Genomic DNA, 17179 nt, shown 5'->3' with positions numbered 1-17179 from the left:
AATGCTCAAGCGCGCACTCGCTATAATCCTGCTCCTCATCGTGGGTTACTGGCTCGCCCAGGGCCTTGCTGGAGTTCCCTTCGGCCAGGACAAAATGCTGGTGGGCCAGTACTACCTCGACAACGTGAAGCAGCAGACCGGAGCGGTCAACGCGGTCACCGCCGTCGTCGTCAACTACCGTGGGTTCGATACCCTCGGTGAGGTCACCGTTCTGTTCATAGCATCAACCGGAGTCGGCGCACTCCTCTGGAGGAAAAAGAAGAAGAGGAGCGCCAAGACCGAGGGTTCGATAGTCCTCACAACCGGAACGAGACTCCTAGTGCCCTTCGTCATGCTCTTCGGTGCCTACATCTTCATCCACGGGCACCTCACACCGGGAGGAGGATTCCCGGGCGGAGCCACCATCGCCACCGCGTTCCTGCTGCTGTATCTGGCGTTCATAACCTACGAGATACCCCACAAAAGCTTCGAGAAGACCGAGGGGCTCGCCGGAATGGGCTACGTTCTCGTCGGCCTCATCGGTCTCGCCATAGGCGGCTACTTCCTCTTCGACTGGATATGGCAGACCTGGAACTTCGGCACGGAGAACGTTGGAAGGCTCCTGAGCGGTGGATTCATACCGATAATCTACACCATCATCGGCCTGAAGGTCGGCACCGAGCTCAGCGGCATCATCGACAACATGCTCAAGGAGGAGGTGAGCGAATGATCAGCGTCTACTACTTCGGCGCCATAGCACTCATCCTCGTGGGCCTCTACGCGATACTCGTCAAGAAGAACCTCCTGAAGGTGCTCATAGGACTCAGCATAATGGAAACCGGCGTGAACCTGCTTCTCATCAGCGTGGGCTACGTCTCCGGAAGGAGCGCACCTATACTGAGCGAGGGAATCGGTCCGAACCAGGCCGTCGACCCGATTCCGCAGGCCCTCGTGCTCACCGCGATAGTTATAGGCGTTGCCACCACCGCCATGGCCCTTAGCGTCGCCATGCTGATCTACGAGAAGTACGGAACCCTTAACATCGAGGAGATAAGGAGGTTGAGAGGATGAACGGGCAGTACGCCGCTCTGCTCATAGCGTTACCCCTCATCAGCGCGTTCTTCGTGCCCCTGCTGAAGGGCGCCGGAAAGAACGCAGTCAGGTACTTCCTCATAGCAGTTACCGCACTCCAGACCGGAATAGCCGCGTGGGTGTTCCAGGGGGTTTACTCTACGGGACAGCCGATAATCGTCATCGCAGGTGGCTGGAAGCCGCCCGTTGGAATCAACCTGTACTTCGGCCACTTCGCGGCGCTCTTCGTGCTCATCGTCGCGGCAATCAGCTTCCTCATGGCCCTCTTCAGCCTCAGGGCAATCGAAGTCGAGCCCATAGACAAGTACGCCATGCTCTTCCTGCTCCTCATGCTCGGAGCCACCGGCATGATAGCGACGGGGGACATATTCAACCTCTTCGTATTCATGGAGATAACCGCCATCAGCGCCTACGCTCTAACCGCCTACAACAAAACCGGTGAAGCCGCTGAGGCCTCGATGAAGTACATAATCCTCGGTGGAATCGGTTCCAGCTTCTTCCTCGTGGGCATAGCGCTCATCTACGGCTCTCTCGGAACCCTCAACATGGCACAGATAGCGCAGCTGGCCGCAACAATGGACCCGACCGTCGCACAGGTGGGACTGGCGCTGATAATCTTCGGCCTGGCCGTTGAGGCGGAGCTCTTCCCGCTCAACGCCTGGGCCCCCGATGCATACCAGGCCGCTCCGCACCCGGTGACCGTCATGTTCTCGGCCTTCGTCGTCAAGGCGGGCCTTTACGCAATGGCCAGGATTCTCTACCTGATGCAGGACGTCGGAGGCTGGGGTTCGGTCCTAAAGCTTCTCGTCGTGCTGGCGACGCTCACGGTAATCGTTGCGGAGCTCGCCGCGCTCAGGCAGAGGAACGTCAAGAGGATGATAGCCTACTCCAGTATAGCCCAGATAGGCCTCATCGCGCTAGCCTTCGCCCTCGGAACCCAGAGCGGCATCGACGCCGGCGTCTTCCATATGATAAACCACGCCATCGTGAAGGCCATGCTGTTCCTCGCGGTGGGCTACGTTGCGATGACCCTCGGAGGGGCCGAGATTGAGAACTTCAGGGGACTTGGAAGGAGGATGCCGCTGACGGCATTCGCGATTTCGGTGGGTGCCATAGCCACCGTCGGAATACCGCTGTTCAACATATTCTGGAGCAAAATCAGGATAATACTCGCCACCCTCCAGGTGGGCTACACGTGGGCGGCTGTCCTGGTGCTCACCGCAAGCGTCGTGGAGGCAGTCTATTACTTCAGGCTGCTCCACACGATGTGGTTCGAGGGAGACGGAGAGAGGATAGACGAGAACATCGTTATCGGCCTCATGGTGCTGTTCCTCGCGGCCCTCGTGGTCGTGATAGGAATCTACCCAGACTACGCCTGGAACCTTGCCCAGAAGGCCGGAAACGACATCTTCAACGTTGCCCAGTACGTTAAGAACGTGCCGCTGATGGGGGTGGGAGCATGATCAACGAACTCATCATCATAATCTTTGCGCCCCTGATAGCCGGAATCATAGCGTGGGCGCTCGACGTAAAGGGCGTGAGGGAAGCCATAGGCCTTATAGGCGCGGCGGTACCCCTCGCGTACCTCGGCAAGCTGTACTCCACCGTCCTGAACGAGACGGTAAACTATTCGGTTACGGTTAGCGGGTTCACACTGCATTTCCAGCTCAACACCATGAGCTGGTACTTTGCGGCCGTCGCTTCCCTCGTCGGCCTCGCGATGGCCTTCGGAATGGCATCAACCTCAAAGAGCTCATACGACTGGCTCTTTGCCCTGATGAGCTACACGGGAGTGCTCGGCGTCTTCCTGAGCCAGGACTTCGTGGGATTCTTCCTGCTCTGGGAGATGATGACCTTTGCCAGCTTCATGATGGTTGTCAGGAGGAACAGGCACGAGTCCCTCAAGTACTTCGTGCTGAGCGTCATCGGAGCCTACGCGATGCTGGTGGCGATAGGCATCCTCTACGCCAAGACCGGAGCGCTCGACTTCGCCACCATAAGGCAGGCTCTCTACGTGGACGCCAGTATCGGAGCGATAAGCACCGCCGAGACGGCCCTCATATTCGGGCTGTTCCTGACGGCGTTCGGCGTTAAGGCAGGTGCCGTTCCGCTCCACGTCTGGGCACCCGGAGCTTACAGCGAGACCGACCAGAGCTACACGACCTTCTTCAGCGGCGCCCTCAGCAAGGCCGGAGCCTACGGATTCCTCCTGCTCTACATCCTCATGGGCTACAAGCTCTACGCGGCCCTCGGAACCTTCCACGGACACCTGACCTTCGCCTACATAATCGCGTGGATTGGGGCGATAACAGTAGTCGTCGCAGGCTTCCTCGCGGTTCTCCAGGAGGACATCAGGAAGCTCTTCGCCTACTCATCGGTCAGCCAGGTCGGCTACATACTGCTCGCCTTCGGACTCGGCAGCAGCCTCGGCTTTGCCGGAGGCCTCTTCCACGTGCTCAGCCACGCCGTGTTCAAGGGCCTCTTCTGGCTCGTGACCGCTGCCATAATCCTCCAGACAGGGAAGACCCAGTTCAAGGACATGGGAGGCCTCGCTGAAAAGATGCCCTTCACCTTCGCCATGGGCCTCATAGCGGTGCTGAGCCTCTCCGGAATCCCGCCGCTGGCGGGCTTCGCGAGCAAGTGGCTCATCTACGAGGCGGCCATAAGTGCCCACATGCCTCTCGTTGCAGGCGCCATATTCCTCGGAAGCGGCATAGCGTTTGCCTACGTGGTCAGGTTCCTCTACGCGGTCTGGTTCGGTCAGAGACCGAGCGACCTTGAGGACGTGAAGGAAGCCCCGCTACCGCTCCTCATAGGAATGGCGATACTGGCGATCCCCAACCTCCTCTTCGGTGTTGCACCGGGCATCGTCACGGAGTACATCAACAAGATGCTCGGCGGGGAGGTCGTCGGTGGCGACTACTACAGGCTCGTTACCCCAACCGGAACCTACAACGCCATGCTGGTGACGATAGCCCTCGTTATAGGCCTTGCAATAGCGGGACTGATATACCTCTACGGAGCCAGGGTTAGGAAGATACGGGTGACCAACACCTACCAGTCGGGTAACCCCGTCACCGAGGAGTTCAACCTCAGCATCAGGAAGAACTTCTACAGGCCGCTGGCAGAGGCCCTCGACTTCTGGCTCAAGTACAGCTGGGACAGGTTCTACGAGCGTCTAGCGGGTATGACCGAGGACTTCGCGGACTCACTCAGGCAGGCCGTGTACAACGGCAACGTGCAGAGCTATTCGTGGTACCTGGCGATAGTGCTGCTCATACTCGCACTGTGGGGGGTGTTGTGAATGATTGACTGGAAGCTCGTCCTGGAAGTCATTGGAATGCTGATATACGCCACCTTCATGGGCTTCATCTTCATGGGCATCGAGAGAAAGGCCATGGCAAGGATTCAGCGCCGTGTGGGTCCGCCGATATACCAGCCGATAATAGACACCCTCAAGCTGCTGGGCAAAAAGGAGAGCGTCACCCACGGGTTCATCTACGACTTCGGCCCGATATTCGCCCTCGGAGCCAGCATCGCAGCGCTGCTCTTCATTCCCCTCGCAGGCTTCCGCCTCTTCAGCGCCAGCGCCGACCTCATCGTCGTTGCGTACCTCCTGGAGGTGCCGATGCTCGGTATAATGCTCGGTGCCATGAGTTCGGGCAACCCCTATTCGGCGGTCGGTGTCCAGCGTGGACTGCTCACCATGGTGGCCATGCAGCTCCCGTACGGTCTGGCGCTGATAGCCATCATCCAGCACTGGGGAACGTTCAAGCTGAACGAGCTGGTGTCCCTCCAGCAGGCCCAGGGATGGAGCATACTCGTTCCGGCGCTCTTCCTGGCAATGATAGTCTTCGACATAGTCTTCCAGGCGATGCTCGGCCTTGAGCCCTTCGACATAATCACCGCCCCGGCGGAAATCTCGATGGGCCCCATGGTCGAGTACGGCGGCAAGCACGCGGCACTGCTCTTTACCCAGCATGCGGTTCAGCTCTTCGCAGAGACGGCCTTCTTTGCGGTAATCTTCCTCGGAGGAGCCAGCAACCTCATCGAACTGCTCATCAAGCAGATAGCGGTGCTCTTCATAGCGATATTCGTGGCCAGCATCTACCCGAGGTTCACCATAGACCAGGCGGCCAAGTTCTTCTGGAAGTGGCCCACGATACTGGGAATAATAGCCGTGCTCCTGACGATGTGAGGTGATGTGGATGAGTGAGAGAAAGAATGACGATTTCATAAGCTACGAACTCCAGGAGTTCAAGCTCTTCGAGCCCCTCTTTCGGTGGGCGCGCAAGAAGAGCCTCTGGATAGTGGCCTTCTGTACGGGCTGTGGCGGTATCGAGATGCCGCCGCTGGCCACAGCCAGGTACGACTTTGAGCGCTTCGGAATAATGCCGAACCCGGCACCGAGGATGGGCGACCTCTTCCTCATCACGGGCTACGTCACGCCGAAGACCCTCAAGAGGATAATCATAACCTACGAGATGATGCAGGACCCCAAGTACGTGCTGATACACGGATCGTGCCCGATAAACGGCGGAGTCTACTGGGACTCCTACAACGTGGTCAAGCAGTTCGACAAGTATCTGCCTGTTGACGTGGCGATAGCCGGATGCATGCCAAGGCCGGAAGCAGTTATGGACGGAATAATGGAGATAATGCGCAAGATAGAGGATGGAACCGCCGACGGCTGGAAGCGCTATAGGGAGAACTACGAGTACTACCGGAAGAATCAGGACGAGCTGTTTGGAGAAGGATGGCGCGAGAAGGACGCCAGGAGGTGGCTGGCATGGATATGAACGAGAAGCCCAAGGTCGGGGAGAAGATTGAGGATCAGAAGCCCCAGGAGGTTCCGGAAGTGGAGGCCCCAAAGCTCCCCGATACCAAAGAGGGGAAGCTGGTCGCGGAGGTGCTTGAGAAGGCACCCTACGCAGAGGGCAATGTCAGGCGCGAGAGGCGCGTTGAGTTCAAAGTCCCGGCGGACAGGATAAAGGAGTTCCTCGAACTCGCGAGTGAGAAGTTCGAGATGCTCATCCAGATAAGCGTCGTCGACTGGCTCAAGGAAGGCGAGTTCGAGCTTGTCTACCAGCTCTGGAGCGTCAGTGAGAGCGTCCATGCATTCGTGAGAACGAGGATACCCCGAGAAAACGCAAAGATGCCGACCGTCATGGACATCTGGCCGGTCGCCGAAACCTACGAGAGGGAAGCACACGAGTTCTTCGGCATAGTATTCGAGGGCAACCCGAGGCTCGGTCCGTTCATCCTGGAGCCAAGGGAGTACGAGAAGCACCCATTCAGAAAGGACTTCAACACGCTCGGCTACGTCAAGACGATATACGGAGAGGACTTTGACAGGTACGACGAGAGCAAGACCAACTATGTGATATGAGGTGATGATCATGACTAATTTGGAAGTCCCGAAGGAGCTTAGGGAAGAGGCAAAGGCCCACGACATGTACCTTCACCCCATAGACAAGGATACCTACGAGCTGTTCTTCGGTCCGCAGCACATGGCCACCGAGAACTTCAGCATAATCCTCAAAATGGACGGCAGCAGGGTTGAGAAGGCCATAGTCAACCCCGGCTTCCTCCACAGGGGTTTTGAAAAACTCGCCGAGCAGAGGCCCTATTTCACCAACATCGCCCTGCTCCTCCGTATATGTGTTCCGGAGAGCGACGTGCCGGAGAACATCTACTCCATGGCAGTTGACGAGATAGTCGGCTGGGAGGTTCCGGAGAGGGCCCAGTGGATAAGGACGGTAGTCCTCGAAATGGCCAGGATGAGCGCCTGGATGTTCTGGATAATGGGCTTTGGAAACGAGATAGGTCTCTATACAGCGGGCCAGTGGGCTGCAGCCTATCGTGAGAGGTTCATGCGCCTCTTCGAGGAGCTCACAGGCGGTAGGGTCTACCACATCTACACCGTGCCCGGAGGAGTCAGGAGGGACATACCCGGTGACAAATGGCTCCGCCAGCTCCGCGACACGGTCGAATACCTCAAGGGCAAGCTTAAGGACTTCGATGAGATACTCTTCGACAACTACATCACCTTCGAGAGGACTGAGGGAGTCGGCGTAATGGACAAGAGGTTTGCGCTGAAGCATGCCGTCACAGGTCCGAACCTAAGGGCAGTCGGCGTTCCCTACGACGTCAGGAAGGACGACCCGTACCTGCTCTATCCCGAGCTGGAGTTCGAGGTTCCGGTCCTGAGGGAGGGCGACAGCCTGGCCAGGGTTCTCGTGAGGAGGTACGAGATGGAGCAGGATCTCTACATCCTGGAGCAGCTCCTCGATATGGGGCCGCCGAGCGGGCCGTACATGGTGAAGGACGCCAGGCTCAAGGCCCTGCCGAGGTTCAAGCCCCCGAAGGGTGACGCCTACGCCCACGTCGAGAGCACGAAGGGAGACTTTGGCGCCTACGTCGTCAGCGACGGAACCCACAAACCGTACAGGGTTCACATCAGAGGCCCGAGCCAGAGCCACGGAGTCACGGTGCTTGAGGAGCTCCTGAAGGGAGCGCGCCTTGCGGACGTTCCGGTCATCCTGAAGACCCTCGACAACTGCCCGCCGGACATAGACAGGTGATGAAGATGGAGAACGTTGAGAAGCCAAAGGTTAGGGTCGTCGGCGAGGAGAAGGTCAAGCTCAAGAAATCATTCGTCAAGCCGTGGATGGGCATCAAGTACCTCTTCAAGAAGCCGGTTACGCTAAAGATACCCTTCGAGCAGATAGAGCCGGCACCGAAGTACAGGGGGTTCCACACGCTGAACTGGAAGACCTGCGTCGGCTGTAACTTCTGCGGCCAGATATGTCCAGCCAGGGCTATAGAGATGACATGGATGGAAGTAGATGGCAAGATGGAGAAGAGGCCGCACCCGAAGGTGGACTACGGCAGGTGCACCTTCTGCCAGTTCTGTGTCGACGTCTGCCCGACCGGTGCCCTTGACTTCACCGAGAACTACTACCTCACCACCGGCGGCCTGGAGGAGGACCTGGAGCTCTACGACTGGGTGCCCATAGACCCGAAGAAGGTCAGGGAGCTCAACGAGAAGTTCAGGGACTACCGCTTCCCGGTGGTCAAGATCGAGAAGCGCGAGGACGGTACTCACATCTACCACCTCCGCGACGGAGACAAGATAGAGTTCAAGATACTCGGCTACGGTCTGAGGCCGCCCAAGAAGCCGACGCCGGCCAAGCCAGCGGCAAAGCCTGCCACGGCCCAGGAAAAGAAAGAGGCCGCCAAGCCGTCCGAAAAGAAGGAAGTCAAGCCGGCTGGGAAGACTGAGGAAAAGGCCCAGGCCAAGCCCGAGGAGAAGAAGGAGTAATCCACATCTCTTTTCTTTCCCCTCCAGCTGACGAGATGCTCCCGTTCGGAACGACAGGGCTTTCAAAAGAAAAAGGTAACCTTTTAAAGTTATAAGGGTCAACAACGTGGAGGGGTGATGTGATGACGGTAAACCTGAAGAGCGAAAAGAACTACGGCCTAATAGGTTCGGTTCTGATGGTTGTCGGGGGATTCCTCGGCATAATCCCCTACATAGGGGCGTTCTTAGGGGCGGTGTCGCTGATTGGAGAAGTGCTGATACTGCTCTCGCTGAAAGGAATCGGGGACAAGCTTGGGGATGGAAGACCCTTCAGGTACTACCTGTACTCGGTCATATCGGGCATAGCTGGAGCCATAATCGCCGTTGTATTCATGGCAATAGGAGCCGTCTCGATACCCGCCTTCGTTGACGAGGCGGACACGATATCCACGATCGGAATCGCCTTTCTGGGCTTAGGAATACTCATACTGCTTGCGGCCGCAGTAATCGGCATCTACTATGCCATAAAGACTTGGCGCGTCATGTACGAGCTCACGGGCGTTGAGGAGTTCAACAAAACCGCCACGTGGCTCCTGTGGGGTGCGGTGCTGGCAATAGTCGTCGTGGGTCTCGTCCTCCTCCTCGTGGCTGCGGTGTACCAGATACTGGCCTTCACCAACCTCCCGGAGGAGCTGGAGGAAAGGGCCGGCGCGGAGGAGTTCAACCCGATTGTATGATTTTCCATTTTTTTAGGTAAGGTTTTTAAGCCCCCAATGGATTCCCATACGGTGGTTTCGATGGTTGTTGTTAACGTCAGCAGTGAAAAAAGCATGGGAATGTGGGGGGCAATCCTCACTCTCGTTGGCGGTTTTGTACCGTACGTCGGTAGCGTGGTATCGCTGATCGGTTTCATCCTGATACTGCTGGCACTCAAGGGCATAGGCGATGCCGTGGGCGACGATAGGCCCTTCAAGAACTACCTCTACGCCGTCATCTTCGCTGCGGGTGGCATGATTGTCACCCTCGCCCTTCTCTTCGGAACGTTCACCCTCGCTCCTGGGAGATGGCACCCCAGCGAATCGGCAGGGATAGGGCTGGCAGTCCTGCTCTTTATAGTGTTCGTGGCCCTGATAATCGGAGCGGCCTACTTCCAGAGGAGGGCCTGGCTTGCGATGTACGAGATAACCAACACCAAGGAGTTCAAAGACGCTGCCACGTGGGTGTGGTGGGGTGCACTAACAGCCATAGTCCTCGTCGGATTCCTGCTGCTCCTGATAGCGCGCGTCTTCGTCATAATAGCCTTCAACAAGATGCCCGAGGAGATTGGAGAGGAGCCTGGGCCAGCCCCCGCGGAAGAAGAGATCATCTGGTGACCCTTTTCTTTTGTCTTTCATAAAAAAAGAGAAATTCAGAGGAGCCTGTCGAGCACTATAGCTGTAAGTGCCCCCACCGCCATTCCAGACTCCATGATGCTGGCGACTATCTTCGGGAAGGCCGTCAGAAACTCCTGCGGCAGCTGGGGCGCTCCGAGGCCGGCTATCAGCGCGGCGGCCAGTATCAGCGTGTTCCTGTCGTTGAACTCAACCCTCTCCTTTATCAGCCTCAGCCCCGTGACGCTTATCATTCCGTAGAGGGCCAGGGTCAGGCCGCCGAGAACCGGGGCAGGCATTGACGCCAGAACTCCCGCGAACTTCGGAACCAGGGAGAGCAGTATGAGGATAACCGCCCCTATCTGCACCACGTACCTGCTGCCGACCTTGGTCAGGGCAACGACGCCTATGTTCTCGGAGTAGCTCGTCGTTCCGCACGCGCCGAGGAGGCCGGCTATCGAACATGCCAGGCCCTCGCTGCCGATTCCCCTCGCTATGTGCCCGCCGGTTACCTCGGAGCCCGTAACGGTGGCTATCGCGTGGTAGTCCCCAACGCTCTCTATGATGCTCACCAGGAAGGCGAAGAGAAGCAGGACTATCGCAGTGGTATCGAAGACCGGCTCGCCCCACGGGAAGGGCCTTGGGATGCTCACGACCGGCAGGCTTTTCACGAGGTCAAGATTAACGAGGCCAAGGGGAACGCTCACGAGATAGCCGACCGCGGCACCCACAACGACCGGCATCGCCTTCAGGCTTCCCTTTGCCTTCAGGGCGACCATAACGGTCGTTAGGAAAGTTACGACCGCGACCAGGGTTGCCCGGGCAATGGTTCCTCCAGACGGGTCGGCGTAGAAGTTGAAGAAGTTCTTAACCGCGACGTCGGCCAGGCTGAAGCCTATCAGCGTTATCGTGACGCCCGTGACCAGCGGGGTGAAGAGCCTCCTGACCTTCCCGATTATCCCGAGCCATCCGATGGCGGCCTCTATCAAACCCCCAACGATCAGCGCACCCTGAACCGCTGCCATTCCGAGGCTTGAGCCTATCGCTATCAGCCCCGGGATAAAGGCGAAGCTTGAGCCCTGCACTATTGGATACCTTGAGCCTATCGTCGTCTGGAGCAGCGTTGCGATGCCCATCGCCAGCAGAACGGCCTGTATCATGAGGGCAATCTCGGAGCCGCTCAGACCAACGGCGCCCCCCACAACCAGAGGCACGGTGACGGTGGCACCGAACATCGCGAGAACGTGCTGAAGGCCAAAAACCAAAGCCTTTGAAGGTTCGACCTTATCCTCGATTCCAACCTTCAGTACCTGTCCTTTCATGGTTTCCAGGGTCTCCATTGAAGCCCGCTCAAGCTGTGTGGAAGTTTGTTTAAAAAGTTTTCGGGAGTGGGAGAAATAGACAGAAAAATGTTAATCACCAGCCCTGAACCTTCGTCAGAACCTCGTCGGGGACATTACCGTTCTCCACGTCGGCTATGGCCCGTTCCAGCCTGTCGAGACCCTCATCAAGGAGGTCCTCCTCTATCGTGAGGGGAGGCTGAATCCTCAGCACGTTGCCCTGGAGGAACGCAAGGACTAGACCCAGCTCGTAGGCACGCCAGACGACCTTTCTGGCCTCTTCATAGGCCCTCTCCTTCGTCTCCCTGTCCTTCACAAGGTCAACGCCGAGCATCAGGCCTAAACCGCGGACGTCGCCGATGAGCTCGTGCTCCTCCTTCATCTTTTCGAGCCGTCTTTTTGTGTGTTTTCCGAGCTTCTCCGCCCTCCTGAGCAGGTCCTTCTCCTCTATCTCCTCGATAACCGCCAAAGCAGCTCTGCTCGTCACGGGATTGCCGCTGAGGGTGAAGGTGTGGCCGAGCGGGGGAAGGGATTCCATGACCTCGGAGCGCCCTATTATCGCGCTTATCGGCAGTCCTCCCCCGAGGGGCTTCGCGAGGGTTATTATGTCCGGTTCAACCCCGAAGTGCTCTATCGCGAACCACCTTCCGGTTCTTCCCATGCCGCTCTGAACCTCGTCCACAGCCAGGAGGATGCCGTGTTCATCGAGGATTCTCTTCACCTTTTTGAAGTAGCCCTCCGGCGGAACGACCATCCCGGCATCGCCCTGTATCGGTTCGGCGAAGAGTGCGGCGGTTCCCTCGGCGTAGACCTCCCCCTCGAACTTCTCCCTGATGTATGAGACACACTCCATTTTGCAGGTCTTCGGATCCTTCCCGAAGGGACAGCGGTAGCAGTTGGGGTATGGGAGGTAATGAATACCGCTCAGCTCCCCCACTATGGAGCGAACCTCGAAGTCAAGGCCTGTTATGCTCATCGCGCCGTAGGTCGCCCCGTAGTAGCTCCTGAGGTAGCTGAGTATCGTCCTCCTCCGTGTATAGGCCCTCGCGAGTTTTATTGCCCCATCATTGGCGTCGCTCCCAGTCATTCCGAAGCTGACCTTTGGATTTTCAATCGGCGCTATCTCGGCGAGCTTTTCAGCCAGGAGGAGCGGCTCAACCGGGAAGCCGTAGATAAAGGTGAAGTGTATCAGCCTCTCCGCCTGCTCCCTTATTGCGTCTACAACCCGGGGGTTGTTGTGGCCGACGTTCTGGACTGCCGCATCGCTCAGGAAGTCTATGTACTCCCTGCCCTCGATGTCCCAGACGAGGGCGTTCCGGGCTTTGACCCCCACTATCGGCGCGTAGGTGACGCGCGCTGACCTCGGGAAAACCCGTGAATAGCGCTCCAGGACTTCCTCCCTGTTCTTGGGATACCCCATGCTCTCACCGTACTGTTATATGTGCTTGGAATTAATAGGGATTTCGCCCAAATTTTGCTGATTTCGCAGAAAAATTAAAAGTAGTGCAAAATACTGACAAAAATTGGGGTGAAAAAATGCGAACTAATGAGCACCTTGACGAACTTGACAGGATGATACTCCACATCCTTCAGGAGGACGGGCGGGCCAGCTACTCCGAGATAGCGAGACGCCTCAAGGTGCCGGAATCGACGGTCAGGCTGCGCGTGAAGAAGCTCGTCGAGAGGGGCGTCATCAGGAAGTTCTCGGCGCTGATAAACCCCTTCAAGGCCGGCTATTCAATAGTCGCTTTCATAGCCGTTGATGTCGAGCCGAGCAGGGTGAAAAAGGCCGCCGAGGAGCTGAGCAAACTTCCCGAGGTGGACGTTCTCGGTATAGCGACCGGGGCGCACGATATACTCATGCAGGTGACCGTTAAGGACCTCCAGGAGCTTGAGAGCTTCCTCATAGAAAAGCTCGGAAAAATAGAGGGGCTGAGGAGCACCGAAACCTCAATCCTCACGAGCGTCCGGAAGTGGGGCTACGCGAGGGTGTTTTAGGGGGCCGCTTCACCCCCGACTTCAGCTTCTCCGAGCGCCGCTTCGAGCCTCGTACGGACGTAGTCGAGGCACATCAGATAGGCGAGGGTGTTCGCCCAGAAGAGGCCGAGGGGCGTTAAAAGGGCGGTTTTGCCCCTTACCTCGACCCATCCCCTTTCCTCCGCGATGGCCAGCGAGGGGAAGTCCTCCAGCCTGAAGGTATCAAAGGTAAGCCTCCCCTCGAAAAGCCGCGATGCAAACCGCTCAAAGTCGAAAGCCCCGGAAAGAACCGCCTTCACCGAGTAGGGATTCGAGAGGTACCTCCCCACTCCCGGAGAATGAAAGATGCGGTGCCCCATTACGTGACCTCCCGCTCCGGGCCCGATACCGAGGAGGGGCACCTCAGGCCTCGTGAACGTTACAGAGTAGAGGAAACCGTCCCTCCCGTTCGTGAAGTGGTTCATCGAGAGGTGCCGGTAGCCGTGCTCGTACAGGAACGTTACCGCGGACAGAAAGTCCCTCAGGTTCTCCTCCACGGAGGGGTGGGGGTATTTGGCCGTCAGTGGCGTGTGCTCAAGGGGGTATATCGAGAGCCCGTCGATATCGAGCTTTATAACTGTCTCAACGTCCTCTAAGAGGGTATTTCCGAAGGGGAGGTCGTAGAGGAGGTCTACCGATACAACGTCAAAGTACTCCATCGCGAGTTTGAGCTTTTTAAAGGCCTCCTCCGCCCCGGAACGTCTGCCGAGGAGTGCCCTTTTCCGCCCCTCAAACGTCTGGATGCCAAAGCTTATCCTGTTCACCCCAAGCTCCGAGAGGGCCCTGGCCTTCTCCTCGTCAAACTCGGACACGGTGCTCTCCACGGTGACTTCTCCCGGCGATGTCCTGGAGGTGACTTCGTCGAGTATCTCCCCGAACCCCTCCGCGGGAAGGAGGGTCGGTGTACCCCCGCCGAAGTACACCACCACAGGTTTGAAGGAGTGACAGTTCCGGAGCTCCCTGAGGAGGGCGTTCACGTACCTCTCATAGGGTACCGTTGGCCTCTCCCGGTAGAGGATGCAGAACGTGCAGTTGCCGGTGCAGAACGGGACGTGGACGTAGAGGAACCCCTTCCTGTTCCGGTAGAGCCTGGGAACCGAGACGTCCACGTCCCTGAAAAAGGGCCGCAGGGGGGAGAGGGCCCTGTGGTGGGTCTTTATCCAGTCCATTCCCTCACCCCCTTTCTAACGGGGATGTAGATTAGGCCCGAGACAACGCCGAGCAGCAGGTAGAGCGGCACACGGGGGCTCCATGGCTGGCCCTCAACCACGGCGGTGCCGACGAAATCGGCGAGGGTGTAAAAGGCACCCACCGCGAGGAGACCGAGGCCGAGGAGCAGGCCGGAGTAGAGGTAGGCAACGCTCCTGCTCTCCCCCTTCCGGGCCTTTGGGACACCGGTCAGAAAGACGGCTCCTATCGTCAGCAGGACAAAGCCGGTGAAAAAGTCCCCGCTGAGGGCGGGCGCCTCTGAAGTAACAGCCCCTGCGAAGGCCAGCATCTCAGCAAACCCCGCGAGCAGGAATGTGGTGCCAAGTACGGCACACGTTATTCCGGTGTTCTTCGTGTTCATATCAGAGCACCCCCTGCAACTATAAGAAGGGCAACTGCGTAGGCCAGCACTATCCCGTAGGCCACCGCAAAGGCCGCCCATTTGCCGCCTATCTCGCCCTTTATTGCTCCAATGGTGGCTATGCAGGGCACGTAAATCAAAACGAAGGCCATGTACGCGAAGGCCGAAACGGGAGTGAAGTCACCGCTCGCGGCAAGCACCTCCCCGAGGCCCTCCTCGCCGACCCCGTGGAGGATGCCAAGGGTTCCCACGACCACCTCCTTGGCAAGGAGTCCGAAGACGAGGCCGACCACGGCCTTCCAGTTCCATCCAAGGGGGCTGAAGAGCGGCTCAAGGGCGCGGCCGATCCAGGCCACCCATGACTTCGAGAGCGTCTCCCCGCTCTCAAAGGCCCCCGGCCCGATGTAGCCGCCGGGCCCGAAAACGCTCAGGAGCCATATCAGGACGACCGTGCCGAAGATTACCGTGCCTGCCTTGGCGAGGAACTTCTTTGTCCTCTCCCAGGTCACCCCGAGAATTAAGCCCCAGTTGGGCCGGTTGTAGGGCGGGAGTTCCATGACGAAGTAGGAGGGCTCGCCACCGAAAATGGCCCTCCTGAAGAGCCAGGCCATCACGAGCGCAAGGGCTATCCCGAGGAAGTACATCGCGGTGACAACGCTGCCCTCCCTGCCCGCGAAGAATGCCCCTGCGAAGAGGGCGTAGACCGGCAGACGGGCGCTGCAGGACATGAGCGGATTGACGAGCACGGTGAGGATTCTGTCCTTCTCGTCCTCGATGGTCCTCGTGGCCATTATCGCCGGAACGTTGCAGCTGAAGCCGAGGAGCAGGGGGATCAGGGACTTGCCGTGAAGCCCGAACTTCTTCATGACCCTGTCCATCACAAAAGCGGCCCTCGCCATATAGCCGGAGTCCTCAAGCCACGCGAAGGCAAGGAACAGGAAGGCTATCTGGGGGACGAAAACGAGGACGCTCCCAACGCCGGCTATTATTCCATCGGCCACGAGCGAGGAGAGCATTTCGTTGCCTATGTGCTCTCCGGCAACCTCCCCGAGCCATGCGAACAGCGCATCGACAGCATCCACAAAGGGCCCGGCTATGTCGAAGGCGAACTTGAACGCCATCCACACAAGGGCGACGAAGACCGGTATCCCGAGCCACCTGTGGAGGAACACCTCATCGAGCATATCCGAGACCGTCATCCGCTCCCTTCTCTCAAGGATGGCATACCCTGCAATCTCCGCCGCGAGCCGGTAGCGCGCGTCCGCAAGCGCGAGCAGGAGCTCCTCCTCCGTTTTACCCTCTTCCCTCAGAATTTTCCTGTACTCATCGAGCGCCTCCGGCGCCCTTTCCTTCACAATTTCCCTGACTTCATCATCGTCCTCAAGGAGCCTTAACGCGACCCACGTGGGGTTTTCCACCTTTCCGTTGAGGAGCGCCGACAGGCGCCTCACATGCCCCTCAAAACCCGGGTAGGTGGGCGGTTTTGGTTTTGCGCCGCTGCGGCAGGCAGACAAAACCGCGTCCTTCAGCCCCTCAACCCCTTCGCCCCTCGTGGCCACGAGCGGGACAACCGGAATGCGGAGCCTCTCCCCCAACCTTCTGGGGTCTATCTTCAGCCCCTTCTCCTCAGCGGAATCCATCTTGTTGAGTGCCACGACCACGGGCACACCCATCTCAAGGATCTGAAGAAGGAGGTAGAGGTTTCTTTCGAGGTTTGATGCGTCCACAACGTCGATTATCAGGGAAGGCCTCTCTTCGAGTATGAAGTTCCTCGCAATCCTTTCGTCAACGGAGCGGGCGGAGAGGCTGTAGACCCCGGGCAGGTCAACGATGTGAAACCCAACCCCTCCGTGGGTGAAGCGGCCCTCCTTCTTCTCCACCGTGACGCCGGGCCAGTTGGCCACCTTGTGCCTCATCCCGGTCAGAGCGTTGAAGACTGTCGTTTTTCCGACGTTGGGGTTGCCTATTATCGCTATCGTGACTTCCTTCATTCCCCGATCACCTCAACGTAGATTCTTGAGGAAACGCCCCTGCCGAGCGCCACCTGAACGCCCTTGACCTCGACAACGAGGGGGCCGGAGAAGCTGTTTCTTACCACTCTGAGGTCGCTTCCTGGGTGGAGGCCCATCTCGGCGAGCCTTTCGGATATTCCCCTCCCCCAGACCCTGACGAGCCTGACGCGCCTCCCCGGCTCGATAAAGTTAAGGGGAACCACAGGGAACCACCTCCAGGCACTCCGCTTCCTCCTTCCTGAGCGACAGGCGGTAGCCCCGGAGCTCCACCTCTATCGGGTCACCGAGCGGCGCCTTCTTGAGAACCCTCACTTCAGTTCCCGGGAGCACCCCCATCTCCATGAACTTCAGTATCGGGCCCCCGCAGAGCTTCCTTACCCTGACGGTCGAACCGACGGGAACTTCGTCCAGCCGCATCGAACCACCTCCTGTACAAGGCTGGCGATTGTAGTTAGGCTTTCCTAACAACGTGGCAATATGAATTAGGGCACCTTAAA

At 58.3% G+C, this 17179-nt stretch carries 19 protein-coding genes; 12 read left to right on the top strand and 7 right to left on the bottom strand.

From position 1 onward, the window contains the following. The first annotated feature begins 1 nt into the window (after position 1). From E3E51_RS04175 to E3E51_RS04125, 11 genes are all read left to right on the top strand, one after another. On the top strand, positions 2-709 hold the full coding sequence (locus E3E51_RS04175) for a Na(+)/H(+) antiporter subunit B (RefSeq protein ID WP_167911861.1): 708 nt from the start codon (positions 2-4) through the stop codon (positions 707-709). Further along, positions 706-1050 carry an NADH-quinone oxidoreductase subunit K gene (locus E3E51_RS04170; protein ID WP_088180210.1) on the top strand — a complete coding sequence of 115 codons (345 nt, stop codon included), beginning with the start codon at positions 706-708 and terminating at the stop codon, positions 1048-1050. Before E3E51_RS04175 ends, E3E51_RS04170 begins: the two co-directional genes overlap by 4 nt. After that, complete coding sequence (locus E3E51_RS04165) at positions 1047-2534, top strand: proton-conducting transporter membrane subunit (protein ID WP_167911860.1); 1488 nt, start codon at positions 1047-1049, stop codon at positions 2532-2534. Before E3E51_RS04170 ends, E3E51_RS04165 begins: the two co-directional genes overlap by 4 nt. Further along, positions 2531-4375 (top strand): proton-conducting transporter membrane subunit, encoded by a 1845-nt coding sequence (locus E3E51_RS04160; protein WP_167911859.1) that lies wholly within the window; start codon positions 2531-2533, stop codon positions 4373-4375. The genes E3E51_RS04165 and E3E51_RS04160 overlap by 4 nt, the downstream gene beginning before the upstream one ends. Further along, entirely contained in the window at positions 4376-5269 is an 894-nt protein-coding gene (locus E3E51_RS04155) for a respiratory chain complex I subunit 1 family protein (protein WP_167911858.1), read from the top strand. Positions 5270-5279: 10 nt separating this feature from the next. Next, positions 5280-5870 (top strand): NADH-quinone oxidoreductase subunit B, encoded by a 591-nt coding sequence (locus E3E51_RS04150; RefSeq protein ID WP_167911857.1) that lies wholly within the window; start codon positions 5280-5282, stop codon positions 5868-5870. Beyond that, a complete protein-coding gene (locus E3E51_RS04145; protein ID WP_167911856.1) occupies positions 5861-6460 on the top strand; it encodes an NADH-quinone oxidoreductase subunit C in 600 nt (199 codons plus the stop codon). The genes E3E51_RS04150 and E3E51_RS04145 overlap by 10 nt, the downstream gene beginning before the upstream one ends. 10 nt (positions 6461-6470) lie before the next feature. Continuing rightward, positions 6471-7655 carry an NADH-quinone oxidoreductase subunit D gene (locus tag E3E51_RS04140; RefSeq protein WP_167912133.1) on the top strand — a complete coding sequence of 395 codons (1185 nt, stop codon included), beginning with the start codon at positions 6471-6473 and terminating at the stop codon, positions 7653-7655. A 5-nt stretch (positions 7656-7660) separates the two neighbouring features. Next, a complete protein-coding gene (gene nuoI, locus E3E51_RS04135) occupies positions 7661-8395 on the top strand; it encodes an NADH-quinone oxidoreductase subunit NuoI (RefSeq protein WP_167912132.1) in 735 nt (244 codons plus the stop codon). A 122-nt stretch (positions 8396-8517) separates the two neighbouring features. Further along, on the top strand, positions 8518-9111 hold the full coding sequence (locus tag E3E51_RS04130) for a DUF996 domain-containing protein (protein ID WP_167911855.1): 594 nt from the start codon (positions 8518-8520) through the stop codon (positions 9109-9111). A gap of 60 nt (positions 9112-9171) precedes the next feature. Continuing rightward, on the top strand, positions 9172-9747 hold the full coding sequence (locus E3E51_RS04125) for a DUF996 domain-containing protein (protein ID WP_167912131.1): 576 nt from the start codon (positions 9172-9174) through the stop codon (positions 9745-9747). A 35-nt stretch (positions 9748-9782) separates the two neighbouring features. Here E3E51_RS04125 and E3E51_RS04120 read toward each other — a convergent pair whose 3' ends face one another. After that, positions 9783-11084 (bottom strand): uracil-xanthine permease family protein, encoded by a 1302-nt coding sequence (locus E3E51_RS04120; protein ID WP_167911854.1) that lies wholly within the window; start codon positions 11082-11084, stop codon positions 9783-9785. A 76-nt stretch (positions 11085-11160) separates the two neighbouring features. After that, positions 11161-12504: a leucine/methionine racemase gene (locus tag E3E51_RS04115; RefSeq protein ID WP_167911853.1), complete on the bottom strand. Its 1344-nt coding sequence runs from the start codon at positions 12502-12504 to the stop codon at positions 11161-11163. A gap of 116 nt (positions 12505-12620) precedes the next feature. Here E3E51_RS04115 and E3E51_RS04110 point away from each other — a divergent pair, with 116 nt between their 5' ends. Then, a complete protein-coding gene (locus E3E51_RS04110; protein ID WP_167911852.1) occupies positions 12621-13082 on the top strand; it encodes an Lrp/AsnC family transcriptional regulator in 462 nt (153 codons plus the stop codon). On the opposite strand, the gene E3E51_RS04105 is transcribed toward E3E51_RS04110, so the two are convergent. Genes E3E51_RS04105 through E3E51_RS04085 form a run of 5 tightly spaced genes read right to left on the bottom strand, consistent with a single transcriptional unit; the run spans position 13079 to position 17099 of the window. Continuing rightward, positions 13079-14269: a radical SAM protein gene (locus E3E51_RS04105; protein WP_167911851.1), complete on the bottom strand. Its 1191-nt coding sequence runs from the start codon at positions 14267-14269 to the stop codon at positions 13079-13081. The two genes, E3E51_RS04110 and E3E51_RS04105, sit on opposite strands and share 4 nt — an antisense overlap. Beyond that, positions 14257-14670, bottom strand: coding sequence for a hypothetical protein (locus E3E51_RS04100; RefSeq protein WP_167911850.1), 414 nt, complete (start codon positions 14668-14670; stop codon positions 14257-14259). The genes E3E51_RS04105 and E3E51_RS04100 overlap by 13 nt, the downstream gene beginning before the upstream one ends. Continuing rightward, on the bottom strand, positions 14667-16661 hold the full coding sequence (gene feoB, locus E3E51_RS04095) for a ferrous iron transport protein B (protein ID WP_167911849.1): 1995 nt from the start codon (positions 16659-16661) through the stop codon (positions 14667-14669). The genes E3E51_RS04100 and feoB overlap by 4 nt, the downstream gene beginning before the upstream one ends. Continuing rightward, a complete protein-coding gene (locus E3E51_RS04090) occupies positions 16658-16885 on the bottom strand; it encodes a FeoA family protein (protein ID WP_167911848.1) in 228 nt (75 codons plus the stop codon). Before E3E51_RS04090 ends, feoB begins: the two co-directional genes overlap by 4 nt. Next, a complete protein-coding gene (locus E3E51_RS04085; protein ID WP_050003315.1) occupies positions 16872-17099 on the bottom strand; it encodes a FeoA family protein in 228 nt (75 codons plus the stop codon). The genes E3E51_RS04090 and E3E51_RS04085 overlap by 14 nt, the downstream gene beginning before the upstream one ends. Between the last annotated feature and the right edge of the window lie 80 nt (positions 17100-17179).

Source organism: Thermococcus sp. 21S7 (genome assembly GCF_012027615.1).
In the GTDB taxonomy this organism is placed as follows: Archaea; Methanobacteriota_B; Thermococci; order Thermococcales; family Thermococcaceae; genus Thermococcus.
This window is presented reverse-complemented; position numbering and strand designations above follow the sequence as displayed.